This window comes from Serratia sp. CY40230, assembly GCF_052168835.1.
Taxonomy (GTDB): domain Bacteria; phylum Pseudomonadota; class Gammaproteobacteria; order Enterobacterales; family Enterobacteriaceae; genus Serratia; species Serratia nematodiphila.
The window spans coordinates 298,765-323,945 of the sequence record NZ_JBJNLX010000003.1 but is presented as its reverse complement, the minus strand read 5'-3'; the positions used below and the strand labels follow the sequence as shown (position 1 = coordinate 323,945).

Below are 25,181 nucleotides of genomic sequence, written 5' to 3'. Positions count from 1 at the left end.
CTGTCTGTTTGGCTGCCAATTAGGGAAACGCGCATTATGCAAAGATACATTGGTTTAGCAAGTGTTCATCTTCTGTACCCGCCGTGCGGCGTCGGAAAGTTCCGGTTTACAGCATCATGACTCTATGCTGCAATCTCGCTTCATTTTCTGCCGGATAACGACGCTGCTCATGATGCAAGCACAACAATTCGCACAGGTGGTGCTTGACTGGTACCAGCGCTACGGTCGCAAGACCCTGCCGTGGCAGTTGGAGAAAACCGCCTATCAAGTATGGCTCTCCGAGGTGATGTTGCAACAGACTCAGGTTGCCACCGTCATTCCTTATTTTCAGCGCTTTATGGCCCGTTTTCCCAACGTGCGCGCGCTGGCGGAGGCTCCGCTGGACGAAGTGCTGCATCTGTGGACCGGCCTCGGTTATTACGCCCGCGCCCGCAACCTGCACAAGGCGGCGCAGACCATTGTCGCACAGCACGGCGGCGAGTTCCCGACAACCTTCGCAGAAATCGCCGATTTACCGGGCGTCGGCCGCTCCACCGCCGGCGCGGTGCTGTCGTTGGCGCTGGGCCAACACTATCCGATCCTCGACGGCAACGTGAAGCGCGTGCTGGCTCGCTGCTACGCGGTGGAAGGCTGGCCGGGCAAGAAAGAAGTCGAAAACCGGCTGTGGAAAATCAGCGAAGAGGTCACCCCGGCGCAGGGCGTCGGCCAGTTCAACCAGGCGATGATGGATCTGGGCGCCATGGTCTGCACTCGTTCCAAGCCCAAGTGTGAACTCTGCCCGCTCAACGTCGGCTGCCTGTCTTATGCCAATCACAGCTGGGCCAACTACCCCGGCAAGAAACCCAAACAGACCCTGCCGGAAAAAACCGCCTACTTCTTATTGCTGCAGCACGGCGACCGCGTGTGGCTGGAGCAGCGCCCGGCGGTGGGCCTGTGGGGCGGCCTGTTCTGCTTCCCACAGTTCAGCGCGCGCGTGGATTTGGAACTCTGGCTGCAGCAGCGCGGTCTGAAAGGCAAGCGCCTGGAACAGCTGACCGCGTTTCGCCACACGTTCAGCCATTTCCATCTCGATATCGTGCCGATGTGGCTGTCGCTCGACGCGGCGGGCAGCGGCATGGATGAGGGCGCGGGTCTCTGGTATAACTTAGCGCAGCCGCCGTCGGTCGGGCTGGCAGCGCCGGTGGATCGCCTGTTGCAACAGCTGGCGAAGCAGCCCCCGATCCAACAAAACTTATATGGCGATAGCGCCATCGACGAGGAATTAGCATGAGCCGCACCATTTTTTGTACTTTCCTGCAGCGCGACGCCGAGGGCCAGGACTTCCAGCTTTATCCCGGCGACGTCGGCAAGCGCATCTACAACGAGATCTCCAAGGAAGCCTGGGGCGAGTGGATGAAGAAGCAGACCATGCTGATCAACGAGAAGAAGCTGAACATGATGAACGTGGATGATCGCAAACTGCTGGAAGAGGAAATGATCAAGTTCCTGTTCGAAGGGCACGACGTGCACATCGAAGGCTATACGCCGCCGAGCGAATAACGCTGTTGGGGCCAGGCGCTGGCCCGCTTCAATCCTCTTATACTTCTTCCAAACGGCTTTAAGATGAAGAAAATTTTAGCTTTGCTCGTAATAGCGCCTTTGCTGATCTCCTGTTCCGGCAAAAAAAGTGAAGAAATCAACGAAGCCTGGATCAAAGACACCAACGGCTTCGACATTCTGATGGGGCAATTCGCTCACAACATCGAGAACATCTGGGGTCTGAACGAAGTTCTGATCGCCGGGCCGAAAGACTACGTCAAATATACCGACCAATACCAAACCCGCAGCCACATCAACTTCGACACCGGTGCCATCACCATCGAAACCATCGCCACCACCGATCCGGCCGCGCACCTGCGCCAGGCGATCATCAGCACGCTGCTGATGGGTGACGATCCGGGTTCCATCGATCTCTATTCCGACGCCAACGATATCCAGATCAGCAAAGAGCCGTTCCTGTACGGCCAGGTGCTGGATAACAAAGGCGCGCCGATCCGCTGGGAATGGCGCGCGGCGCACTTTGCCGATTACCTGCTGCAGACCAAACTGCAAAAACGCACCTCCGGCCTGCACGTCATCTACTCGGTCACCATCCAGCTGGTGCCAAACCACCTGGACAAACGTGCGCATAAATATCTGCCGATGGTGCGCAAGGCGTCGGAAAAATACGGCGTAGACGAATCGCTGATCCTGGCAATCATGCAGACCGAATCGAGCTTCAACCCCTATGCGGTGAGCGGTTCGGACGCGCTGGGCCTGATGCAGGTTGTGCAGCACACCGCCGGTAAGGATGTGTTCCAGATGCGCGGCAAATGGGGCACCCCGAGCCGCAGCTACCTGTTCGATCCGGAGAACAACATCGACACCGGCACCGCCTACCTGGCGATCCTGCAGAACAACTACCTGGGCGGCATTCAGAACCCGACCTCGCGCCGCTATGCGGTGATCACCGCCTACAACGGCGGCGCCGGCAGCGTGCTGCGGGTGTTCTCCAGCGACAGGACGCGCGCGGTGGGCATCATCAACGGCATGCAGCCGGGCGACGTGTACCAAACGCTGACCACCAAACACCCGGCCGCCGAGTCGCGCCGCTATCTGGTGAAAGTGAATACCGCACAGAAGAGCTACCGCAGAAAGTAGCGCTTCCCGCGTGGAAATGAGAAGGGCCGGTGCGAACCGGCCCTTTTTTTACTGCTTGATCATATAGCCAAAGATGCGCTTCCAGCCGTGATCTTTTTTCTCGATGTAGACCCCCTGTAGCTCCGGCGAGAAGCCCGGCAGGCGGTTGATGCCCTCTTCTAACGCCAGGAAGTAGCGCTGCACCGCGCCGCCCCACACTTCGCCCGGCACCACGCACAGCACGCCCGGCGGATACGGCAGGGCCCCTTCCGCCGCGATGCGCCCTTCCGCCTGGCCGATCGGCACCAGCTCGACGTTGTCGCGGATAAACTCCACGTTGGCGTCCTGCGGGTTCATCACCACCGGCGGGAAATGATCCTGACGGAACATCTCCTTTTGCAGCTGCTTAACGTCAAAGCTGACGTACAGATCGTGCATCTCCTGACACAGCCGGCGAATGCTGTAGCCGCGGTAACGCTGCTCGTTCTTGCGGTACACCGTCGGCAGCACCACGCTCAGCGGCGCATCCTCTTCGACATAGCGTTCGAACTGCGCCAGCATCTCCACCAGCTGTTCCATCTTGGCCGGGTTCTCCGCCGGGGTCAGCAGGAACAGGATCGAGTTGAGATCGCACTTCTCCGGCACGATGCCGTTCTCGCGCAGGAAGTTGGCCAGAATGGTGGCCGGCACGCCGAACTCGGTGTATTGGCCGGTCGCGGCGTCAATCCCCGGCGTGGTCAGCAGCAGCTTGCACGGATCCACCAGATACTGATCCTGGGCATAGCCTTCGAAGCCGTGCCACGTCTCCCCCGGCACGAAGGTGAAGAAGCGCGCGTCGTTGGCGATCAGATCGGTATCGTGATCCTGCCAGTCTTTGCCCGCCACCTGCTGCGGAATAAACGGCTTCAGCTGCGAGCAGCGCGTGAGCAGCTGTTTGCGCGTCTCGATGCCCAGCTTGACGCAGTCCATCCACATGCGGCGCCCGGCGGGGCCGGCGTGCATCTTGGCGTTGACGTCCAGCGCGGCGAACAGCGGATAGAACGGGCTGGTCGACGCATGCAGCATGAACGCGTTGTTCAGGTGCTTGTGGTTGCAGTGGCGCTTTTGCCCTTTGATATGGTCGTCTTTCTTATGGATCTGCGAGGTCTGCGAGAACCCTGCCTGCTGTTTATGCACCGACTGGGTGACGAAAATGCCCGGATCGTGCTCGTCCAGCTCCAGCAGCAGCGGCGAGCACTCTTTCAGCATCGGAATAAAGCCTTCGTAACCCACCCAGGCGGAGTCGAACAGAATGTAATCGCACAGGTGGCCGATGGTGTCGATCACCTGGCGAGCGTTGTAAATCGTGCCGTCGTAAGTGCCGAGCTGAATGATCGCCAGCCGGAACGGCCGCGCCGCCGCGGCTTTCTCCGGCGCCACCTCGCGGATCTGCTCGCGCAGATAGCGTTCGTCGAAGCAGTGCGCATCGATGCCGCCGATAAAGCCGAACGGGTTGCGGGCGGTTTCCAGATAGATCGGCGTGGCGCCGGCCTGGATCAGCGCCCCGTGGTGGTTGGATTTGTGGTTGTTGCGATCGAACAGTACCAGATCGCCGCGGGTCAGCAGCGCGTTGGTCACCACCTTGTTGGCCGCCGAGGTGCCGTTGAGCACGAAGTAGGTTTTATCGGAGTTGAACACCCGCGCCGCGTGCTTTTGCGCATCCTTGGCCGAGCCTTCGTGGATCAGCAAATCACCCAGCTTGACGTCGGCGTTGCACATATCGGAACGGAACAGGGTCTCGCCGTAGAAATCGAAAAACTGCCGGCCGGCCGGGTGCTTGCGGAAGAACTCGCCGCCCTGATGGCCTGGGCACGCAAAGGTCGAATTCTCCATCTCGACGTAGGTCTTCAGCGTTTTGAAGAACGGCGGCAGCAGCGCCTGCTCGTAGGCGTCGGCGGCGGCCTCCAGCTGCGCCATGTAGAACGGCTTGCTGGCGCCGGCCAGCAGCGCGAAAACACCACTGACAAACGGCAGATAGTCCGGCGAGAGATGCTCGTCCCCTTCCACCGCCACGAAGGTCGGAATGTCGAACCCCGTCGCCTGCAAGCGCGCCAGAATGCCGGCGTTCACGTCGGCGACCGACACCACCGCCGCCGCCACGTCGGTGTAGTCCGTCTGCTCTACGCGCACGATCTGGCGCAGCGTCTCAATGGTGGCGACCAGGCTGGCGCTGGTCGCGATTTTCAATTCTTTCATCATGCTGACTCTCAAACGGTGAAGGATGAGGGTGTGCCACCGGCACGGTAATGAGATAACGCGGTTATCCCGGTAAAAGCGATACCCGGGCACGGCAGCATAAGCGGCGTGCGTGACCGGCTCATGATCGGGGATCATCAGGCGGCTATCGGGGGAACTGGTCTTGGCAGCGTCCGACAGGCATCAGTAAAATCAGGGCCGCAGCGCTGGCTTTACGCATGCCTAACAGCGAGCGTCAGGCGGCCTTACCGCATGGCCGGCAGGCGTATTCGGGCGGATGACGTGCGGAGGAAACAACGGCGGAACGGTGGCGGCGTCAGATGTCTGGTGCGCAGCAGCGCTTGAGCAACAAAACCAGTCATGCCAATAACCCTCTGGCTTATAAGAAGCGGAAACACCGTCAGGGAACGGAGAGTGCTAAAATTTGCGCAATGATTGCATGATTCGTTGCAGGGTTCAAGCGAGAATCGCCTTGATTGAACGTCCATTGATTAAAGCATAATTCATTGTTATTTAATTGAAAAACCAAAAATCGCGCGTTTAAAGATGGTATAAATACACGTTTTATATGCATATTTATTGAATGCGGATATCCCCCCGTCCCCCGCTCCTCCGGGCTTGCTGCCTGAAAATAGAGCAACCGATCGGCTTTGTGACAGAAAGCGATTGACGCCATCCGGCCAATACGGTTTAATGCGCCCCGTTGCCCGGATAGCTCAGTCGGTAGAGCAGGGGATTGAAAATCCCCGTGTCCTTGGTTCGATTCCGAGTCCGGGCACCATATTTAGAGAACCCAGCCTATGGCTGGGTTTTTGCTTTTCAGAGACAGGACTCTCCATCGAACTGCGTTCGATTATTCGGCCAGAGGCCTCACCCTGCGGGCCAGCGCTAAAGCGCCACCGCATCATCCGATGGATGTGCAATTTCGCATTACAGGTGCACTTTCTCAAAAGGCCCGTCCCCAATCCTCCAGGCGTCAAACGAGCGCACTCATATTCTCCGTTTATTGAGTGTTTTTATTGTCATTCGGTGATGGAATATAGCCACGAACCTCTAACGGTATCACTTTGTTAAATCACAATATATTGGATTAAAACTAGGAACATTCCGAATAAAAACGACATTGCTGTTAATTCATTCATATAAGGCTATGCTGAATTTTACCCATTGATAAGACATTTTTAACCTATTCCGCTGCCAACGCGAAATAATGGAGGATCCGGCGACAATGGCAATTGATATGTATATGAAAGTTGAAGGAATGACGGGCGAGTCCCAAGACAGCAATCATAAAGGATGGACCGACGTACTTTCGTTTAACTGGGGCGCTTCACAGCCAGGAAATATGGCTGTCGGCGGTGGGGGCGGTTCCGGGAAAGTGAATTATCAAGACCTCCGTATTCAAGCGCTTATCGACAAATCTACACCCGCCATTCTTAAATATTGTTCCAGTGGAAAACATGTCGCGAAAATCGAGCTTTCCGTATGCAAAGCGGGCGGCAACCAGGTGGAATATTCCAAAATCGTTCTCGAAGACGTGCTGGTGACGCAAACCGATTTTAATGGTGTCGGTCAAAATGATGCGATCCTGGTTGATTACGCCTTCCAGGCGTCAAAAGTCACCATGAGTTACTGGGAACAAGGCAGCAGCGGCACTAAAGGCGCGGAAAGCAAATCTGGTTGGGATATCAAGCAGAATAAAGAGAGCTAAGTGCATTCGGGCACCTAACAATACGTTAATGATCGGGTGATAAAATCATGGCAATGGATATGTTTTTAAAAGTTGAAGGCATTAATGGCGAATCGAAAAATGCGAATCACAAGCAATGGATCGATGTCTTCTCCTTTAACTGGGGCGCGCGGCAGCCTGGCAATATGGCCGTTGGCGGCGGCGGCGGTACGGGTAAAGTGAATTTTCGCGATCTGACCGTACAGGCTCTGATAGATAAAGCGACACCTGCCTTATTGAAATACTGTTCGGCCGGTAAACACCTCGCCAAGGTGCAGTTGTCGCTTTGCAAAGCCGGTGGGCAGGAAGTGGAATATACCCGCATTACTCTGGAAGATGTATTAGTGACTCATACCGACTTCATCGGTGTCGAGCACGGTTCCACGCTAGGCATTGAATACTCTTTTCAGGCCGGTAAAGTATCGATGGAATACTGGGAGCAAGCGAAGCAAGGCAATAAAGGAGCTTCGGTGCAGATGGGCTGGGACATTAAGCAAAATAAAGAAAGCTAATCACATTACGGTGCATATCGTAATGGCGGGGGGATTATGGCATTTCCTAAGTCACATGAAATTTTAGCTCTGACATCGCAACACGAATCGAATAATCGGGTGTCAGCCAACTTTTTGACCCGTGAGATTTTGAATGAGGCGCTGATCCTCGTCAGGTCTCTGTCACCAGAAGAAGTCTTTCGATTAACAAAAACGGAGACCGGCCAGATCGCGTTTACGCTGGGTGAACTCAAAGATGAAAACAACCGCCGATTGACAGCCAATAATATTGAGTCAGGACAACGACCAGGCGGAAGAATTAATCATCTGGATAACCGCATTAATGTCTCTTTTCCCGGAACCTCATGGCAAATGGGGGCGCGTGTTCAGCATTTTGAGAATATCGCGTCGAGTACCGTCGGCGGAGCCGGTCTGGTTTTGATCGCGGGATTATGGACGGGGGCCGGTTCTGGCGTTGGCAGCATTTTAGGCAGAAATGCCGCCCAGCTCGCGGTAGTGACTGGCACGTATTTGGGTAAACGCTTCGTGACCAATAAAACCATGGTCGTGAATCAGATGGCGGCGCATATCAAAAACCTTGCCGATATGTTTAACTCCACTCACAACGCCTTTAATGATTTCAAGTTCGAAAGCGCAGCCAAGCGCGCACAATACAGTCCCGATCCTCAGGCAGAGCACCCTATTACTTTTGAACAGAAAGTCACGGATAACAATGCAGTTCCTGCTAATCATACCGATGCCATTCAGGCTATCGTGCGCCGTTTTGTGACGGGAACTTACCAACGTGTAGATATCGTCGGCCAGGGCGATATGTTTATAAAAGTCTTTTTCAGCGATGGGGAACTGGACATTTCGCAAGCCCAGTATGACTACCTCAGCAATTTGAAGCTCCCGTGATTGATCAACCTGGCAGGTCTTCGCGGTTCTGGCGCAACGGTTGTCATTCTGTCCAGGGTGCAAAAATGCCCCGAACTGACGGAAAGATTTTTATTGTCGGTAAGAATGGTCAATGACGATGACAAGGCAGACTGCCGGATCGGACGCGATCGTTGCGCCAGCGTGGCCAGGTTTTTCACACTCGGCTCGAGCAAGCGTCCTCTCCGGGCAGTCTTTGTCCGGCATTAATTAAACGAACCCTACCCCCGGTAGTTAACGCGAACCCTCCGCGTCCATAGGGTGCAACTCGGGGTAAAATATTGCCGTTCGGGGGGCAACAAGAGGAGATAAAGGTACAGAAGTGTGCGTATCACCTTAGTGAAACAGTGTGATACCCTGCCGCAAAAAATAAAATAAAGCATTGAATTAAATGATAAAAATGAACTTACAACGCACGGATTTCATAATTTCACTTCCGATTTCATCTTTGCAAAAAGCATCCTGCCTCTAATATCACGTTATTTCACCTTCCCCGCGCCTATTTTAAGGCTATTCTATGCAACGAATACACCGAGCCCGGCAGTGCAATGGCATATACATCAGAAAAGCAGATAAGAACTCATACGGTGGGCATCCTCCCTGGTGGCCGTTTTCATGGCTTGATGGATCAGGGGGACATCGGAATTTTACTTAGGAATATTCATTAAATACACGCGCAAACCTTCATAGGGATTTTCATGGAAAGAAATACGCCCGTAGCCTTTGCCTGATGCGCTACCGAATTCTAAACGGGCATTTAAAATTGCGGTATTTTTGGCCCGTACACCTTTTAATTACATTTAATTCGTGAAGCTTACTTATAAGAAAAAGGCAGCCTGGTTGCTATAAGCCACCCTATCTGCAGTCGTATTTCTGGGTATTATTCTCATTATACTGGAGCTTATTAATGAATCAGCGTTTGGATATCATCGGTATTGGCCTTGGCCCGTCGAATCTTAGCCTGGCAGCCTTAGGAAGTGAAATAGAGGGATTTACGGGACAGTTCCTTGAGCGCAAACCTCATTTCTCCTGGCACCCAGGGATGATCCTGGCGGATTGCAGTATGCAGACCAACTTTTTAAAAGATTTAGTGAGCGCGGTTGCCCCAACCAATCGCTACAGCTTTCTCAATTATCTGGTAAAAAACAGAAAATTTTATCGTTTCCTGACGACGGAGCAGCGCACCGCGTCGCGCGAAGAGTTCGCCGATTACCTCACCTGGGCCGCCGCCGGGATGGGATCATTGGCATTCAATCAAGACGTTCAGCGGGTCGAATTTGACGATCGGCAGCGCCAGTTCGTGGTGACCACCTCGAATAAGGTCTTCCATGCCAAACACGTCAGCATTGGTATAGGCAAGAAAATAAAGTTGCCGGATTGCGTGACGACGCAAAGCGATCGCTGTTTCCATGCCAGCGAAATGATGCTGCGCAACCCCGATCTGACCGGCAAACGCGTGGCGATCGTCGGCGGCGGCCAGAGCGGCGCAGATCTGTTCCTGAATATTTTTAAAGGGGAATGGGGGCAGCCGGCGCAGCTCGACTGGATATCGCGCCGCAATAACTACAATGCGCTCGATGAGGCTGCTTTTGCCAACGAATACTTCACACCCGATTACGTCGAGAGCTTTTACTCACTGGACAGCGTGGCCAAGCGGCATATGCTCGCCGAACAGAAGATGACCTCAGATGGCATCACCAGTGAGTCGCTGCTGGCGATTTATCGCGCCATGTACCACCGCTTCGACGTCCTGCGCGAGAAATTATGGGTGCGCCTGCTGCCCAGCCGTTCGCTGACGGCCGTGAAACACACGCTGGATAACGCCTACCAGCTCGAAACGCGTCATCATCTCGATCACGGCCAGGAAACCTTCAAGGCGGACGTGGTGATCTTTGCCACCGGTTATCAATCGGCGACGCCTGAGTTTCTTGAGCCTTTGGCCCACCGGTTGTTAAAGACTGCGGACGGCGAATACCGCATAGCCCCGGACTTTACCTTTGAGTGGGAAGGCCCAGCGGAGAACTGCTTATTTGCGATGAACGCCAGTATGCATAATCACGGCATTGCCGATCCTCAGCTGAGCCTGATGGCCTGGCGATCGGCCCGCATTCTTAATCGGGCGTTAGACCACAAGCCTTTTGATCTGGGAACAACGCCGACAGCCATTCAATGGCGCAGTGAAAGCGTGCCGCCCGCGTTTTAAATACAAGAACGTCTTAATCATTGTCACTATGCTTTGATGGAATTACGTATATGAAGAGACAATTCAAGAAGTTTATTCTGAATCAGCTGGCCGTATTAGCCCCCGAGTTCAAGGCCAGATTGATATACAAAAGGGCATTTGGCAAACCGCTGAATTTACAGTCGCCCTCAACCTGGAATGAAAAAATAAATCATCTTAAGTTGAATGACTACAGTAATAACGCATTAGTGACTCAATGTGCAGATAAATATGCGGTGAGAGAGTACATCAAAGAAAAGGGATGTGAAGAGATTCTTAATGAGTTGTATTTTTCCTGTGATTCAGTGCAGGAAATACCGTGGGAAACGCTGCCTGATAAATTTGTCATTAAGGGAAACCACGGTTCAGGGTATAATTTAATTTGCCAAAATAAACAATCGTTGAACATTAAAAGCGCCTCTCATCTGATCGATGGATGGATGAAAGACGATTACTGGAAAACCTATGTAGAACTCAACTACAAAGGGATACAAAAAAAGATCATTGGGGAAAAGTATATCGAATCGCCCAATGGTCACGGGCCTGAAGACTATAAAATCTATTGTTTCCGCGGTGTGCCTTACTGCACCTTGCTGTGCGTCGGCAGGGATACCGGGACGCCAAAATATTACTTCTTCGACAAAGAGTTCAAGTTCCTTTGCTATAGCGAAGACTGTCTGGCATTGAGCCAGGAGGAGATAGACGCTTTCGTGAAGCCTGAGGGATACGATGAACTGTTTGAGTACGCCACTCGCTTGTCGGCGCCCTTTGAGTTTGTTCGCGTTGATTTCTACATCTCGCAAGGCCACATCATTTTTGGCGAGCTGACCTTTACCCCCTCCGCCGGATTGGATACGGATATTTTGCCGCCGACCGATATTTTGCTTGGCAAGATGCTGACGCTGCAGCAGCACTGATTTTCACCGGACGCCCACAGGGAAGATCGGGCGGCGCAGTGCCCAGCGCGAGGAGGAATACCGGCCGGCATGTTCGCAACCTGCCGGCCGGTATTGCCCTGAAGGTATCGGGCCCATGATCTCGCTTGTTCATACCGCCGTTACAGAAAACCCCCGCCACCTATCCCTGATAGTCCGCAACCGACCCAGGCGCAATACCTTAGCCGGACCACATAACCATTTGAAAAATAATGGAATTAAATGATCAATAAGAATCACTTACATATTTATAATAAAATGTTCTATATGTATAGGAAGCTATAATATAAGATACCGGAAAGTTTCCCTGGTGTTGTTGTGTGTCTTTGCCCTATTTTATAGGGCTTTTTTTGCTAAAAATCGTTGATAACCGTGTGTTTCCCCCGCTATTCGCCATTCCCCTCCCCATAAAAACCATAACCATTTCTAATTAATTGCAATCTCTCTTATTCCTGACTTACCAATAATAACAATGAGTTGCTATTAACCCGGCAAAGCAACTGGCGGCCCTCTTCCGGGTTTTGGCCGCTATTCGCGGCCGGAATGTCCGCCCTAAAGGTAGGTTTTTGCCGGGCGCGAACGGATGCTACTATCGGCCTTTTTCCGAAGGTGTTAACCCGCATGTTTTTGTCCAACCGGCATTTTATCTCTGCGCTTCTGGCGCTCGCCATCGGCCTTTGGCTGCCGGGTTCCGTGCTGGCCAGGCCCGATTTGGAACGCAAGATCGGCACTACCGTAGCCGATAGCGATTCTGCCGATTACCGCTTCAGCGACCTGCGCTTCACCTCCGCCGATGGCCGACGGCATTACCGCGTTCGCATCGCCCAACCGCATCGGGCGCCTGAGCCGGGCGGCTATCCAACGGTTTATTTCCTCGACGGCAACGCGGTGCTGATGGAGTTAAACGCCGCCTTACTGGCCAAATTGGCAGCGGCGAAGCGGCCGCCGGTGCTGGTCATGATCGGCTATGACAACGATCTGCGCATCGATGCCGCCGGCCGCGCCTACGACTATACGCTCCCTCTGCCGGCAGGCATGAAGACACCGCCGCGGGCCGGCGGGGGCGCGGATGCGTTCCTGCAATTGATTGAAACTCGGATCAAACCGGCGATCGCCGCCAGACTGGCGGTCGATCCGCAGCGGCAGACGCTGTGGGGGCACTCCTACGGCGGGCTCTTCGTTCTGCACACGTTGTTTACCCATCCTGCCGCCTTTCAGCGCTATATCGCCGTGGAACCCTCGCTGTGGTGGGGCAACGGCATGATCCTGCAAGAAGCGCAGCAGATGACGGAACGGCGCGCGGCGCCGGCGATAAGGCTGCAACTGTGGGTTGGCCTGGCGGAACGCGATCGCGCGGCCCCGCCCGGTGTAAAGAGCCCCGCTCTGCCGGCGGACGCAACGCATTTGCTGGCCGAACAGCTGGCGCAGCTCGACGGTTTCACCGTCGGCTATCGGGAATGGCCCGCCTTAGGGCACGGCGCCATGCTGGGCGCGACCATCGAGCCAGCGCTGGGCAGCGTCATCGCAGAAGACTGAATTCGCGGCTCAGAAGGTATCGCCCACATTTTCATCTGCGGCGCATATCTTCTGATAAGAAGAGTGTTTAATATCTGAGACAGAGAACGGTGGCCGCGGGCGGGCGCGTCAAAAAACAAAGTGGCTCCCCCGTCGGCAAGTGAGCTTGCTCTATCCGGTGGAGCCATACAGTACTGCAGTTTTCCCGGTGGGGCCCTGGTGAGGCGCAAGTAGGAAAAGATGGTGTAAGCAGGGCATTTCAGCGTTTTAATACCGCCTGTTTCACTATTTTCTTCTCCCTGTGGCGCCTATCATAAGCGCCCGTTCACCAGGCGGAAAAGGGTGAAAACCACCCTTGAAATACATTAACGAAAGTGATATTAGAAGCGGTTGGGGCGAAAGCGCCTAGTTCAGTTTTGAATAATTAAATCAGGGAATTATATTAAAAATGAATATTAATATCACCGACAAACCCAACCCGCAGGATGAAGAGTTCGTTATCGACAGCCTTTGGGCGCACAATCACAAAACCCAGCCCGTAGACATTCACCCGCTGTTCCTGACCGTTACCGACGACAACCAGCAGATCGTCGGCGGCCTGGTCGCGCGCACCTGGTGGGGCGGCCTGGAAGTGCAGTATCTGTGGGTTGGCGATCAATGCCGCAAAAGCGGGTATGGCCGCCAATTGATGGAGTTGGCCGAAGAAGAAGCCCGCAAGCGCGGTTGCCATATGGCCTATGTCGATACCTTCGATTTCCAGGCCAGAGGCTTCTACGAAAAATTGGGCTACCGGGTCTATGGCGAGCTGGGCGACTATGCGCATCGCCACACCCGCCATTATCTGGCTAAAAGCCTGTAACGCGGCCTGAGCGGCACAGAGGTGGGTATGGGTTCATCACATAAAAATAATGAATCTTATTTTAAGGGCCTCATCACCATGATGGAGCACCTGAGCGAACCCTGGGGCATCAAAGACCACCTGTCCCGCCACCTCTATATGAACCGCGCCGCTTATCTCTATACCAATACGCCGCTGAATTTCGACGTCGCCGGCAAATATGACCACGAGTTCCCCGCCGACTGGGCCGACTCCGCCGCCGACTTTATCGAGCATGACAAGATGACCGAAGCGGCGCGCGATCGGGTCACGGTCATAGAAACGCACTACTGGTACGGCAAAGACAGCCTGACGCCGTTTATCAGCGAAAAGCTGCCGGTGTACAACGATGACAAACAGGTGATTGGCGTGATCTGGAACGCCAAGCCGATGAACAGCCTGTCGCCGCTGAAGTACATCAATCAGCAAAAACCCAGCGTGTTGACCACCGAAGTCAATAACGAGCTGTTCACCCGTGCCGAACTCGATGTTATTTTCCTTATGCTGCAACGATTTACGGTGAAAGAGATCGCCAAAATCTATAATGTCAGCAATAAGACCATCGAAAACCGCATTTATAACATTTACCAGAAGGCCAACGTGCATACTCAGCAGCAATTTGAGGAATACTGCAAATACGCCAATCTGGATAACTACATTCCCGATCGCCTGATAACCAAAGGCATTCAGTTTATTTGAACCGCAAGGAAGATCTCACCGTGATAAAGATCGAAGATTATCCGCTCACCCGGGTGCCGCAGGATAAACGAGTTTCGTTTTTAAGCGTGGCCATCGTGCATATGGGCATGCTGACCGCACTGGACCAGTTCATGCTCGGCGCCGTACTCGGCAATTCCATGACGCTGATTGACGCCTTCACCGCCATCTTCGTCGGCAGCCTGATCTTCGGCGTGGTGACCTACGGCCTGGGGCTGGCGGGCATGCGCGAAGGCATTTCCGGCAGCCTGCTGGCGCGCTGGTGCGGCTTCGGCCGTCTGGGCTCGGTGCTGATAGGCGTGGTGGTTGCCGTCAGCCTGCTGGGTTGGTTCGGCATTCAGAACGCCATTTTCGCCAAGTCGCTCGACTTCGCGCTCGGCAATAAGCTGGGCTTCGGCCTGGCCGCAGGGCTCTCGGGCACGCTATTGACCATCCTGGTGGCATTCGGCTTCAAGGCGCTGCGTATCGCCGCCCGTATCGCAGTGCCGATGTTCATCATGCTGGTGGCCTATATTTCGGTGACCGCGCTTTCCGGCCATAACCTGCAGGAGATCATCCAGCTGGCGCCGCCGGGTGAACCGCTGACCATCAGCGCCGGCATCACCATCGTCGTCGGCGGCGCCATCGTAGCCAGCCTGATGACCCCCGATCTGACCCGTTACTCCAAAAACGGCAAGCACGTGCTCGGCGTCACGCTCTTCACCATTATCGCCGGCGAGTTCGTGGTGAACGGCCTGGCGATCCTGATCGCCAAAACCCTGGGCACCGCGGATGTGGTCACCATCATGTCGCAAGCGGCCGGCGGCGCCGGTTTGCTGGTGGTGGTGTTCTCCACCCTGCGCGTCAACGATCTCAACCTGTACTCTTCTTCGCTGGGCATCGTCAATGCGGTGGAAGGCATCACCGGCAAGAAGCTGAAGTACACCTACACTACGCTGGTGATCGGTATTCTGGGCACCACGCTGTCGGTGCTGGGCATTCTTGACCGCTTTGTCGACTTCCTGACGGTGCTTGGCGTGGTCTTCCCGCCGATTATCGGCATCATGCTGGTGGACTATTATCTGCTGCGCAGCCACCGCAAGATCCTGGATGAGAGCCGCCGGACCGGCCAGCTGCCGAACGAAACGACAACTATCGGCTGGGCGGCGATCGTCGCCAGCATCGCCGGCGGCGCCGTTGGCCTGGCAACCGAATGGGGCGTACCGACCATCAATTCCCTGGTCGCTGCCAGCCTGCTGTATTGGCTGCTTAAACTGGTCTTCAGCCGGGCGCAAAAACCGCTGGCATCACAGAAATCGCTCTGATTTTCGTGAACGCGGTAATGCACTCCTCCGGTAACGGGGGAGTGTTAGACGCTCGAAAAGGGGATTCAATGCAAAAGAATGAGCCGATCGCGCAGACAAACGGCCATGGTGGTGAGGGTCCCTGGTGTCGGTAGCAAGCTATCCATTATGCTCAGAGTGTGGCAACGCCCCTCTGAGCTTTTTATTATAAAAACTGTCGGCTTCCGTGTTTTGATCGTAAAGAGAAACTTCAGCTTGCATGAACAGTAGCCCATGAAATCGGCTTTGGTCAACATAAAAGTAAACATAAAACCGGCTTTTGTGTTCACTTTTCCATAAGAAAAACCTAATCAATTGATTTGCACGGCTTTATCTTTCGCGCAGAGAAAGCAGACCGCCTCCGCTGATATCATTGCGCTAAACGGCTGACGGAAAACAATAATTACTGCTAATAATCAGTTCGTTACCTGCTCGCCTGCGCCTTTTTATCTGGACAACGCCACTGCGTAAGATATAGTGAAGCCTGCGTAATGTTTGTAAGGACAGCCAATGAAAACCACCAACGCACAGCGCAAAATCAACATCATTAAAAATATTGAATATCTGATGCGTACCCGCGGTGAAACCAAGGCTTCCTTTTCCAATCGCAGCGGCCTGACGCGCACGACTCTCTACAAAATTCTTGACGGAAGAGTGAACAACGTTCAGCAATCCACCGTGAATCGGATCTCCGATTTCTTCGGTGTCTCCTGTGAAGAGATCGAAGATTACGATCTGGAAAAGCTGGAGCTGCTTAACGAAACGCTGTCCACCGAAGGCAACAAGAACCCTTCCGCCATTCCGGTGATCCCGCAGTCGCGCTATCTGGCCGTCTCGCAGCGCAAGATCGGGCAACTGGTCACTGAGTTCCCTTTGACTTATTTCTTCGGCGATGAGTCGAACATGTTGGCAATGAAAATAGAGACCGAAATTAAAGGGTCATTTATTCCCGGCGAAGTCATCATCATCAAACGCCCGCCGGTACTGATTTGCGATTCGCCTTTGCTGTATCACTCGGGAAAAAGCGGCTTCTTTGTGGTTGACGACAAAGACAGCGAAAGCATGGACAAACGCCCTCAGGACACCGTGCAATTCCTGGGTTACATCGTTGGAGAAAGGCTATAAATGGAACCGAATCAGAAGTTCAAGCTGTTGGGCTTCACCCGGCATGGCACCATCGCGGCCAATGTCATGGTATTGGCCACCGGCAAAACCATCACCATGGGGCTGAATGAGCTGGCCGACAGCGAAATATCAGAAGATCTGAGCCGGCACGAGCTACAGGCGCTGTACCGCAAACTCTATGGCGATAACCAACAAAAAACCGCCTATGAGCTCAGCGATCGCCATGAACGATCCTGGCACGCCTACCTGATTATTACCGTGGCGCTCAGCGTGATTTATATTTTCTCAACGCTGTGCGGCGTCAAGCCGATCCAAATCCCGGTATTGAATCTCATCACGCCGCCGGCGATCTTCATTTACCCGCTCACGTTCATTCTGGTGGATATCCTCAACGAATTCTATGGCTTACGGCTGGCCAGGCGCACCATCATCATCTCGTTTATCGCCAATCTGACCTTCGTCCTGGGCGTTTGGGTAACGACGCTGGTGCCGAGCATTCCGCAGTGGGAGTACAGCGAGACCTACAACGGCATCGTGCACAGCATCATGGCGGTGCTGGTGGCCTCGTCGGCGGCCTATCTGATCTCCGAAAACGTCAACTCCTACCTGCTCTGCAAAATCAAAGAGTTGACCAACTCCCGTTACCTGTTTGTGCGCGTGATCACCAGTACCGTAGTGGCTTCGGCCATCGACAGCGTGGTGTTCTGTACGCTGGCATTTTACAACGTGCTGAGCTGGGACATCATCAAGACCATGATCCTGTCGCAGTTCCTGATCAAGGTGGTTTACGCCCTGCTGGGCGTCGGGCCGATCTACGCCACCCGCAGTCTGTTTAATCGCTACATCAATACCAAACAAGCAAAGGGCAATGAATATGCATATCCAAAAGCAAGATAAAATTCCCCATCTTGGCGCGAACTCCGATTATCCGGATCAATATGCTCCCGCATTGCTCGAAGCCTTGCCGCGTGCCCGCGGCCGAGATCTGAGCGGCATGGACGAGCGGCAACTGCCGTTCAGCAGCGTTGATCTCTGGACCGCCTTCGAGCTGTCCTGACTCAACGCCAAGGGCAAGCCGGTGGTGGGCATCGGCGAATTTACCTTCCCGCATTCCTCGTCGAACCTGATCGAATCCAAGTCGTTCAAACTGTATCTCAACAGCTTCAACCAAACGCGCTTCGACAGCGTGGAACAGGTGAGCGCCGCCATGCAGAAGGATCTGTCGCAGGCGGCCAATGGCCAGGTCACCGTCAAGCTCTATCCGGGTCTGGAAGGTTATCCGGCGCAGATCGATCGTCTGCCGGGCATCAACATCGACGATCTGGATATCGCGGTCGACGACTTCGCCTTCAAACCGGAATACCTGAGCGGCGCGGCCGAGAGAGGGGAGCACGTAGCGGAGACGCTGTCTTCCAATCTGCTGAAATCCAACTGTCTGGTCACCAACCAGCCGGACTGGGGCAGCGTGGTGATCCACTATGAAGGCCGCCAAATCGATCGCGAAAGCCTGCTGCGCTACCTGATCTCCTTCCGCCAGCACAACGAATTCCACGAGCAGTGCGTCGAGCGCATTTTCAACGACATCAAGCAGAGCTGCCGCCCGGAAAAACTCAGCGTGTTCGCGCGTTACACCCGCCGCGGCGGCCTGGACATCAACCCCTTCCGCAGCGATTTCGAAACGGCGCCGACGCTCGACCGCCTGATCAGACAGTAAGCCTCATCCCCAATGCTCCCGCCAGGGAGCATTGTTTCTCTCGCTTTCATCTCCCTGTTATTTTTCGCCATTATCGTCGTCAGCGGCTATCTTCAAAGCACACTGACGGAGATTAACGACGCATGCCTGACCTTTCTCGCAGAGACATCCTGCGGGCTGCCGCCATCGGATCGGCGTTCTCGCTGTTGCCCGCCTCGATTCGCAAAGCGCTGGCCATTCCCGCCAATAACCGCACCGGCACCTTGCGCGACGTCGAACACGTGGTGATCCTGATGCAGGAGAACCGCTCTTTCGATCACTACTTCGGCACCTTGCCGGGCGTGCGCGGCTTCAGCGATCGCTTTACCATTCCACTGCCCGGCGATCGCCTGGTCTGGCAGCAACAGGGCGCCGAACGGCTGGTGCTGCCCTACCATCTGGACAGCAAACGCGGCAACGCCCAGCGCGTCACCGGCACGCCGCACTCGTGGGTGGATGAGCAAGCCGCCTGGGATCACGGCCGCATGAGCGCCTGGCCTACCTACAAAACGCCGCCCTCGATGGGCTACTACCGCCAGCAGGAGCTGCCGTTCCAGTTCGCGCTGGCCAACGCCTTCACCCTGTGCGATGCCTATCACTGCTCCATCCACGCCGGCACCAACACCAACCGGCTGTTCCACTGGACCGGCACCAACGGCCCGTCCGCCGCCGACGTGGCGGTGGTGGTCAACGAATGGGACAGTCCCGGCCCGGCGGACAGCGGCTACCAGTGGACAACCTATCCGGAACGGCTGGAGGCGAGCGGCGTCAGCTGGAAGGTGTATCAATTCCTGCCGGACAACTTTACCGACAACCCGCTGGCGGGTTTTCGCCAATACCGCGCCGCCAGCATTCAGGTGGGCAACCCGGCGTGGCCGCCGAAAGACTTCAACGCTTTCGTGCCTTATAGCGATGCGCTCAACGAGGCCGCACCGCTGTACAAAGGCAACGGCAACACCCTGCCGGCCGCCGACGGCAACGATCTGGACGCCATGCTGGCCGGATTCCGCGCCGACGTGCAGCAGGGCAAACTGCCGCAGGTCAGTTGGATCATCGCGCCGGCGGCCTATTCGGAACACCCCGATCCCTCCAGCCCGGTACAGGGCGGCTGGTTCACCCAAGAGATCCTCAACGCGCTTACCGACAACCCGGAGGTGTGGAGTAAAACCGTTCTGCTGGTCAACTACGACGAAAACGACGGCTTTTTTGACCATATGCCTTCGCCTTCCGCGCCGTCGCTGCGCGAAGACGGCAGCTTCGCCGGTAAATCGACGGTGCCGTTCGACACCGAGATCTTCCAGCACGTGGCGCCACCCGGTTCGCAGGATCAACCGCCGCCGGACGGCCGCATCTACGGCCCTGGCCCGCGAGTGCCGATGCTGGTGCTGTCGCCCTGGAGCCGCGGCGGCTGGGTCAATTCGCAGGTTTTCGATCACACCTCGGTGCTGCAATTTTTGGAAAAGCGCTTTCAGGTGCATGAACCCAACATCAGCGCCTGGCGCCGCGCGGTGTGCGGCGATCTCACTTCGGCGTTCAACTTTGTCGATCCTAACGGCGAAGCGCTGCCGAGCCTGCCCGCCACCAGCCGCCACGCCGCCGACGGCCTGCGCCAGCGTCAGGAACAGCTGCCGCAAGTGCCGCTGCCATCGCCCGCCCACCAGCGTTTACCCCACCAACGCCGCCTGGCGCGCCCTTCCCGCGCGTTGCCCTACCAGCTGCACGTCGAGGCCAGCGTCGCGGCCGAGCAACGCCGCGTGACGCTGAACCTGTTCAATACCGGCGAGCAGGGAGCGGTGTTTCACGTCTACGACCGGCGCGATCTGGCGCAGATCCCGCGCCGTTTTACCGTCGAGGCGGGCAAGGCGGTCAGCGACGACTGGCACACGGAGAATGAGTACCATCTGTGGCTGCTTGGCCCCAACGGCTTTCATCGTGAGTTGCGCGGCGCCCTGAGCCGGCCGCAGCCGGAGGTGCGTTTGCGCCCGACGGGCCGCAACCTGCTGCTGCAGTTGAATAACCCGGCCCCCGAAGCGATAACGGTCACCCTCGAACGCTGCCCTTACACGCAGCAAGGCCCGTGGCCTATCACGCTGCCTGCGGGCGGCAGCCATCAGCAAGCGTTTGACGCCCGCGCCAGCGGCGGTTGGTACGATATTACGCTGCAAAGCGCCGGGGGCTGGCTGCGCCGCCTGGCGGGGCGGCTGGAAGATGGCGAACACAGCGTCAGCGACCCGCTGATGGGCCATGAGTAACTATCGGCATCGAGGGAGTTCAAAAATCGAAAGGATATCGCTTATCATTGCGTTCTCGTTCTTTGCCGATTACCCAAGGATCTTCATGCCCGCTGTTCTTATCGCCAAAGCCGGCCGCTGGTTGGCCGCCTGCGTTTTACTATTGGCCGGCGCCGCTCAAGCCGCGCCGATCGTCGTCACCGATGTCGCCGGCCGCCAGGTCACTCTGCCGCAACCGGCCAAACGCGTTATCCTGGCCGATGCCCGCGCGCTGCTGGCGCTGAATATTCTGCATCCGCAGGAGCCGCTGAAAAACATCATCGCCTGGGACAACTCGCTGAAGGTCAAAGCGCCGGATCTGGTTGAAGCCTACGCGAAAAAATTCCCACAGGTCATGCAGATCCCCACCTTCGACAACCCCTACACCAGTGATTTCAGCGTGGAAAGCGCGGTGGTGCGTCAACCGGATCTGATCATTTTCGACATTGGCCTGCTGAGCAAATTGAAAGACAGCGGCGTGCTGACCCAGCTGGAAAAGGTCGGCATCCCGGTGCTGATCATCGATTTTCGCCAACAGCCGCTGACCAACACCGTCGCCAGCATGGCGCTGTTGGGTAAAGTATTTGACGAGCAGCCCAATGCCGACGCCTTCATCCGTCTCTATCAGCAGCGCCTCGAGCTGGTGCGGCAGCGGGTCGCCACGCTGAAACCGGAGCAGCGCCCCAACGTCTTCATCGAGCGCAGCGCCGGCATCAAAGGCGAACAGTGCTGCAACACCTTCGGCAAAGGCAGCTTCGGGCAGTTCATCGAGACCGCCGGCGGCAATAATATTGGCAGCACGCTGTTTTCAGACATGGGCGGTGAAGTGAACGTCGAACAGGTGATCAGCAGCAACCCGGATTTCTATCTGCTGACCGGCGCCGACTGGAGCCGCGGGCATCGCGGCACGCTGGCGGTGCCGCTGGGTTACGCCACCGATATGGCCACCAGCCAAAAGAAACTGGCGCACCTGCTGGATCGCACCGGCATTAACGTGCTGAAAGCGGTGAAAGAAAAACGCGTGATGGCGATTTACCATCAATTTTACGACACGCCGCTCAACTTTATCGCGGTTGAGGCGATCGCCAAGTTCCTGCACCCGGCGCTGTTTAAAGATATTGATCCGCAAGCGGATATCGAAATGGTGCACCAGAAATTCACCGCGCTGGATTACAGCGGCGTCTTCTGGCTTACGCCGCAATAGCCCCCGCCAGGGCCCGCCAGCCGGGCCCTGTCTCCCGCATTCATTATTTAGTTACCCGCTTAACTATCCCGTAACAATTCTATTTACTTGCCAATAATTATCATTAAGATTGTCTTTTCTAAAAAAACACATCCGGGTCTGAAACTCTTAAGGCATTATTATGTCACCTCTTTTTCGGCTTTCTCTGCTGACGGCTTCCATCGCCATCGCATTCCCTGTCCTTGCTACTGATAACTCATCTCAGAACGATACCGACACCGTGACCGTCGTCGGCAACTGGCTGGACAACCCTGATACCAGTTCGGTGCTGCTCAACCATCCGGGCGCGCGTTCCATCGTCACCCAGCAGCAAATGCACGAACAGGGCGACCAAACCATCGCCGATAGCCTGCGCGGCGTACCCGGCGTGCAAGTGCGCGACAGCAACGGCACCGGCGGCAGTGACATCTCGCTTAACGTCGGCGTGCGCGGCCTGACTTCGCGTCTTTCTCCACGCTCCACCATTCTGATGGACGGCGTCCCGCTGGCGGTCGCGCCTTACGGCCAGCCGCAGCTGTCGATGGCCCCGTTGTCTATCGGTAATCTGCAATCGGTGGACGTGGTGCGCGGCGGCGGCGCGGTGCGCTACGGGCCGCAGAACGTCGGCGGCGTGATCAACTTCGTTACCCGTGACATTCCCAAAACGTTTGGCGGCACCGCCAGCGTACAAACCCAGGGCGCCAGCCACGGCGGCCTGAAGACCCTGACCAGCGCCTCCGTGGGTGGCACCGCAGACAACGGCCTCGGCGCCGAACTGCTCTACTCCGGGCTGCACGGCCAGGGTTACCGCGACAACAACGACAACACCGACATCGACGATTTCATGCTGAAAACGCGTTATGCGTTCACCGATCGTGACGAGCTGCTGGCCACTTTCCACTACTACGACGCCAAAGCCGGCATGCCGGGCGGGCTGAGCACCGCGCAATACGCGCAAAACCCGTTCCAATCCACGCGGCCGTGGGATCAGTTCGAAGGCCGCCGCAAGGATATGTCGTTCAAGTACAAACATCAGGAAGACGACAAACAGTTCGAAGTGTTGACCTACTTCACCGACAGCTACCGCGGCAGCAACATCGAATCGGAAGGCACCGGCAAAAACGCGGGCCAGCGGCGCATGGTCTCCTATCCGCGCCACTATTCAACCTGGGCTATCGAACCAAGTTACTCGCAGGTCTTCCGTTTCTGGGATATGGCGCACGAGATCACCCTCGGTTACCGCTACCTGAATGAAACCATGGATGAAAAGGCGTCGCGTTCGGCCTGGTATAACCCGGCGAATATCGGCTCGACGCCGGAGACCCCGGATTATTACCAGCACACCTCCGGCGGCACCGCGGCCAACGCGTTCTATATCGACGACACCATTAACGTCGGCAACTGGACGGTCACGCCGGGCCTGCGTTATGAAAGCATCCGCACCCACGTGGACGATTCGTTCAACAATATCAGCCGCAAGAAAAGCTACAGCGAGCCGCTGCCGTCATTGAACGTGATGTACCACCTGTCCGACGCCTGGAAACTGTTCGCCAACGCCAACACTTCGTTCGGCAGCATGCAGTATTTCCAACTGACCAAAGGCGGCAACGGCAACCAGCCGGCGCCGGGGCTAACGGCGGAAAAAGCGCACACCTATGAATTCGGCACCCGCTACGACGACACCGTAGTCAAGGCCGAGGCCACGCTGTTCTACATCGACTTCGATAACCAGCTGCAGTACATCAGCAACGACGTGGGCTGGACCAACATGGGTGCCACCAAGCACAAAGGCATCGAGCTGGCACTCAGCTACGATCTCAGCGAGCTGAATCGCGCGCTCGACGGCGCCAGCGTCTACACCAGCTATACCTACACCAAGGCCAGCACCGACAAGGGCGACTTCGCCGGTAAAGATCTGCCGTTCTACTCGCGCCAGGTCTATACCGTCGGCACACGTTACGCCACCGGCAGCTGGGTATGGAATCTGGACGGTTATGCGCAGTCGAAACAGCATTCGCCGGGCACAGGGCCGGAGTACATCACGCAGGAAAGCGCCGATGGCCAGTTCGGCAATATCGCCGGTTACATGGTGTGGAATATGCGCGGGGAATATAACTTCGGGCCGCAGCTGTCGAACCTGACGCTGGGAGCCGGGGTGAAAAACCTGTTCGATCAGCGCTACTTCACCCGCTCCAACGACAACAACTTCGGCAAGTACGTCGGCGAACCGCGCACCTTCTTCGTGCAGGGGTCGATCGCCTTCTAATGCCGGGGCCCGGCAGGGCCTCGGTATCACCGACAGTAAAGGCGAAACAGGCGCGCCAGGTGCGCGCCCATCGGCGTCAGGGTGGTGTCCTTGCGTTGGATAAGATAAAACGTCGCTTTCGGCAGACGCTCTTCCAGCTCGAGCGGCACCAAATGCTTGCCCAAAATCGGATCTGAAATCACGTCCACCGACAGAATGCTGACAAAATCGCTCTGCGCCACCAGGCTGGTACAGGCCATAAAGGTCTCGCAGGTCACGCTGATCGACGGCGCCATGCCCAAGTCCCCGAACAGATCGTGCAATAGCCGATAATAACTGCCTTTCGGTGTCGGCATGGTCCAGTCGCAGTGCTGCAGCTGTTTCAGCGAGGTCGCCCCCTCCATCGGATGCCCTTTGCGCACCACCACCCGATACTCTTTTTCCATCAGCCGTTCATACTGCAGCTCGTTGTCGAGGCTGCTGGGATAATAGGTATTGACGGTAAAATCCAGCTCGCCCTGGCGCAGTTCTGGGATCATCGACACCAGCTGCCCCTCGACGATGCGCACCTTCACGTTGGGATACTCACGGTGAAACTGGGTGACCACCTGCGGCATCACGGTGCGCGCAATGCTGCCGCCAACGCCGATATTCACCGTGCCGCCCGCCAACCCCAGCCGCTGCTGAATGTCTTCCTGCGCCACCCGCAGCTCTTCGAGGATCAGGCTGGCATGCTGGAAAAAGTTATCGCCGCAGTCGGTCAATACCACCCCCTGGCTACGGCGAATAAACAGCTTGGCGCCCAGCACCTCTTCCAGCTCCTGAATGGCCTTGGTCAGTGCAGGCTGGGAAAGGCGAGAGGTGCGGCTGGCGGCGCGGATGCTGCCCTGGCGGCTAACGTCCACAAATGCACGCAATTGGTGCAATTTTATCGAGGCTGGCATAGGCGAA

At 56.1% G+C, this 25,181-nt stretch carries 19 protein-coding genes, 1 tRNA gene and 1 pseudogene; 19 read left to right on the top strand and 2 right to left on the bottom strand.

The window, feature by feature from the left end:
- Positions 1 to 169 precede the first annotated feature (169 nt).
- The 3 genes from mutY to mltC all read left to right on the top strand — a co-directional run bounded on the left by mutY (position 170) and on the right by mltC (position 2,679).
- Positions 170 to 1,270, top strand: coding sequence for an A/G-specific adenine glycosylase (gene mutY / locus ACJ8IJ_RS13160; RefSeq protein ID WP_004937408.1), 1,101 nt, complete (start codon positions 170 to 172; stop codon positions 1,268 to 1,270).
- Complete coding sequence (locus ACJ8IJ_RS13155) at positions 1,267 to 1,539, top strand: oxidative damage protection protein (RefSeq protein WP_004937404.1); 273 nt, start codon at positions 1,267 to 1,269, stop codon at positions 1,537 to 1,539. The genes mutY and ACJ8IJ_RS13155 overlap by 4 nt, the downstream gene beginning before the upstream one ends.
- A 63-nt stretch (positions 1,540 to 1,602) precedes the next feature.
- Positions 1,603 to 2,679 (top strand): membrane-bound lytic murein transglycosylase MltC, encoded by a 1,077-nt coding sequence (mltC, locus tag ACJ8IJ_RS13150; RefSeq protein WP_004937402.1) that lies wholly within the window; start codon positions 1,603 to 1,605, stop codon positions 2,677 to 2,679.
- A gap of 48 nt (positions 2,680 to 2,727) precedes the next feature.
- On the opposite strand, the gene speF is transcribed toward mltC, so the two are convergent.
- Positions 2,728 to 4,893: an ornithine decarboxylase SpeF gene (speF, locus tag ACJ8IJ_RS13145; protein ID WP_442518745.1), complete on the bottom strand. Its 2,166-nt coding sequence runs from the start codon at positions 4,891 to 4,893 to the stop codon at positions 2,728 to 2,730.
- 705 nt (positions 4,894 to 5,598) lie between these two features.
- On the opposite strand from speF, the gene ACJ8IJ_RS13140 reads away from it, so the two are divergent.
- From ACJ8IJ_RS13140 to ACJ8IJ_RS13065, 16 genes and pseudogenes are all read left to right on the top strand, one after another.
- Positions 5,599 to 5,674 (top strand) — tRNA-Phe (locus ACJ8IJ_RS13140).
- 447 nt (positions 5,675 to 6,121) lie between these two features.
- The gene (locus ACJ8IJ_RS13135) at positions 6,122 to 6,604 is read left to right on the top strand and encodes an Hcp family type VI secretion system effector (protein ID WP_004937362.1); all 483 of its coding nucleotides are present in this window, start codon (positions 6,122 to 6,124) and stop codon (positions 6,602 to 6,604) included.
- 47 nt (positions 6,605 to 6,651) lie between these two features.
- Entirely contained in the window at positions 6,652 to 7,134 is a 483-nt protein-coding gene (locus ACJ8IJ_RS13130) for an Hcp family type VI secretion system effector (RefSeq protein ID WP_004937359.1), read from the top strand.
- Between the two features lie 36 nt (positions 7,135 to 7,170).
- Positions 7,171 to 8,031: a hypothetical protein gene (locus ACJ8IJ_RS13125; RefSeq protein ID WP_226883070.1), complete on the top strand. Its 861-nt coding sequence runs from the start codon at positions 7,171 to 7,173 to the stop codon at positions 8,029 to 8,031.
- 925 nt (positions 8,032 to 8,956) lie between these two features.
- Positions 8,957 to 10,252, top strand: a complete 1,296-nt coding sequence (locus ACJ8IJ_RS13120; RefSeq protein WP_442518690.1) for a lysine N(6)-hydroxylase/L-ornithine N(5)-oxygenase family protein — start codon at positions 8,957 to 8,959, stop codon at positions 10,250 to 10,252.
- Positions 10,253 to 10,302: 50 nt separating this feature from the next.
- Positions 10,303 to 11,187, top strand: coding sequence for an ATP-grasp fold amidoligase family protein (locus ACJ8IJ_RS13115; RefSeq protein ID WP_004937352.1), 885 nt, complete (start codon positions 10,303 to 10,305; stop codon positions 11,185 to 11,187).
- Positions 11,188 to 11,826: 639 nt separating this feature from the next.
- Positions 11,827 to 12,741: an alpha/beta hydrolase gene (locus tag ACJ8IJ_RS13110; RefSeq protein ID WP_049189060.1), complete on the top strand. Its 915-nt coding sequence runs from the start codon at positions 11,827 to 11,829 to the stop codon at positions 12,739 to 12,741.
- A gap of 427 nt (positions 12,742 to 13,168) precedes the next feature.
- Positions 13,169 to 13,579: a GNAT family N-acetyltransferase gene (locus ACJ8IJ_RS13105; protein ID WP_004937348.1), complete on the top strand. Its 411-nt coding sequence runs from the start codon at positions 13,169 to 13,171 to the stop codon at positions 13,577 to 13,579.
- A gap of 27 nt (positions 13,580 to 13,606) precedes the next feature.
- Positions 13,607 to 14,296 carry a helix-turn-helix transcriptional regulator gene (locus ACJ8IJ_RS13100; protein ID WP_004937346.1) on the top strand — a complete coding sequence of 230 codons (690 nt, stop codon included), beginning with the start codon at positions 13,607 to 13,609 and terminating at the stop codon, positions 14,294 to 14,296.
- A 20-nt stretch (positions 14,297 to 14,316) separates the two neighbouring features.
- The gene (locus ACJ8IJ_RS13095; protein WP_442518691.1) at positions 14,317 to 15,618 is read left to right on the top strand and encodes a cytosine permease; all 1,302 of its coding nucleotides are present in this window, start codon (positions 14,317 to 14,319) and stop codon (positions 15,616 to 15,618) included.
- A gap of 528 nt (positions 15,619 to 16,146) precedes the next feature.
- Positions 16,147 to 16,761, top strand: a complete 615-nt coding sequence (locus ACJ8IJ_RS13090; RefSeq protein WP_004937341.1) for a helix-turn-helix domain-containing protein — start codon at positions 16,147 to 16,149, stop codon at positions 16,759 to 16,761.
- Positions 16,762 to 17,658 (top strand): queuosine precursor transporter, encoded by an 897-nt coding sequence (locus ACJ8IJ_RS13085; protein WP_442518692.1) that lies wholly within the window; start codon positions 16,762 to 16,764, stop codon positions 17,656 to 17,658.
- Positions 17,636 to 18,475: pseudogene (gene queF / locus ACJ8IJ_RS13080) on the top strand (NADPH-dependent 7-cyano-7-deazaguanine reductase QueF). The gene ACJ8IJ_RS13085 and the pseudogene queF overlap by 23 nt, the downstream one beginning before the upstream one ends.
- Positions 18,476 to 18,597: 122 nt before the next feature.
- Positions 18,598 to 20,745, top strand: coding sequence for a phosphocholine-specific phospholipase C (locus ACJ8IJ_RS13075; RefSeq protein WP_442518693.1), 2,148 nt, complete (start codon positions 18,598 to 18,600; stop codon positions 20,743 to 20,745).
- 85 nt (positions 20,746 to 20,830) lie between these two features.
- A complete protein-coding gene (locus ACJ8IJ_RS13070; protein WP_442518694.1) occupies positions 20,831 to 21,967 on the top strand; it encodes an ABC transporter substrate-binding protein in 1,137 nt (378 codons plus the stop codon).
- A 160-nt stretch (positions 21,968 to 22,127) separates the two neighbouring features.
- Positions 22,128 to 24,251 carry a TonB-dependent receptor family protein gene (locus ACJ8IJ_RS13065; RefSeq protein ID WP_442518695.1) on the top strand — a complete coding sequence of 708 codons (2,124 nt, stop codon included), beginning with the start codon at positions 22,128 to 22,130 and terminating at the stop codon, positions 24,249 to 24,251.
- A 26-nt stretch (positions 24,252 to 24,277) separates the two neighbouring features.
- Here the strand turns inward: ACJ8IJ_RS13065 and ACJ8IJ_RS13060 are convergent, their stop codons facing one another.
- Positions 24,278 to 25,174: a LysR family transcriptional regulator gene (locus tag ACJ8IJ_RS13060; protein ID WP_015379061.1), complete on the bottom strand. Its 897-nt coding sequence runs from the start codon at positions 25,172 to 25,174 to the stop codon at positions 24,278 to 24,280.
- Between the last annotated feature and the right edge of the window lie 7 nt (positions 25,175 to 25,181).

Bases quoted from the DNA above. Each gene is read 5' to 3' on its own strand.
- mutY (WP_004937408.1), top strand. From the start codon at position 170: ATGATGCAAGCACAACAATTCGCACAGGTGGTGCTTGACTGGTACCAG.
- ACJ8IJ_RS13155 (WP_004937404.1), top strand. From the start codon at position 1,267: ATGAGCCGCACCATTTTTTGTACTTTCCTGCAGCGCGACGCCGAGGGC.
- mltC (WP_004937402.1), top strand. From the start codon at position 1,603: ATGAAGAAAATTTTAGCTTTGCTCGTAATAGCGCCTTTGCTGATCTCC.
- speF (WP_442518745.1), bottom strand. From the start codon at position 4,893: ATGAAAGAATTGAAAATCGCGACCAGCGCCAGCCTGGTCGCCACCATT.
- ACJ8IJ_RS13135 (WP_004937362.1), top strand. From the start codon at position 6,122: ATGGCAATTGATATGTATATGAAAGTTGAAGGAATGACGGGCGAGTCC.
- ACJ8IJ_RS13130 (WP_004937359.1), top strand. From the start codon at position 6,652: ATGGCAATGGATATGTTTTTAAAAGTTGAAGGCATTAATGGCGAATCG.
- ACJ8IJ_RS13125 (WP_226883070.1), top strand. From the start codon at position 7,171: ATGGCATTTCCTAAGTCACATGAAATTTTAGCTCTGACATCGCAACAC.
- ACJ8IJ_RS13120 (WP_442518690.1), top strand. From the start codon at position 8,957: ATGAATCAGCGTTTGGATATCATCGGTATTGGCCTTGGCCCGTCGAAT.
- ACJ8IJ_RS13115 (WP_004937352.1), top strand. From the start codon at position 10,303: ATGAAGAGACAATTCAAGAAGTTTATTCTGAATCAGCTGGCCGTATTA.
- ACJ8IJ_RS13110 (WP_049189060.1), top strand. From the start codon at position 11,827: ATGTTTTTGTCCAACCGGCATTTTATCTCTGCGCTTCTGGCGCTCGCC.
- ACJ8IJ_RS13105 (WP_004937348.1), top strand. From the start codon at position 13,169: ATGAATATTAATATCACCGACAAACCCAACCCGCAGGATGAAGAGTTC.
- ACJ8IJ_RS13100 (WP_004937346.1), top strand. From the start codon at position 13,607: ATGGGTTCATCACATAAAAATAATGAATCTTATTTTAAGGGCCTCATC.
- ACJ8IJ_RS13090 (WP_004937341.1), top strand. From the start codon at position 16,147: ATGAAAACCACCAACGCACAGCGCAAAATCAACATCATTAAAAATATT.
- ACJ8IJ_RS13085 (WP_442518692.1), top strand. From the start codon at position 16,762: ATGGAACCGAATCAGAAGTTCAAGCTGTTGGGCTTCACCCGGCATGGC.
- ACJ8IJ_RS13075 (WP_442518693.1), top strand. From the start codon at position 18,598: ATGCCTGACCTTTCTCGCAGAGACATCCTGCGGGCTGCCGCCATCGGA.
- ACJ8IJ_RS13070 (WP_442518694.1), top strand. From the start codon at position 20,831: ATGCCCGCTGTTCTTATCGCCAAAGCCGGCCGCTGGTTGGCCGCCTGC.
- ACJ8IJ_RS13065 (WP_442518695.1), top strand. From the start codon at position 22,128: ATGTCACCTCTTTTTCGGCTTTCTCTGCTGACGGCTTCCATCGCCATC.
- ACJ8IJ_RS13060 (WP_015379061.1), bottom strand. From the start codon at position 25,174: ATGCCAGCCTCGATAAAATTGCACCAATTGCGTGCATTTGTGGACGTT.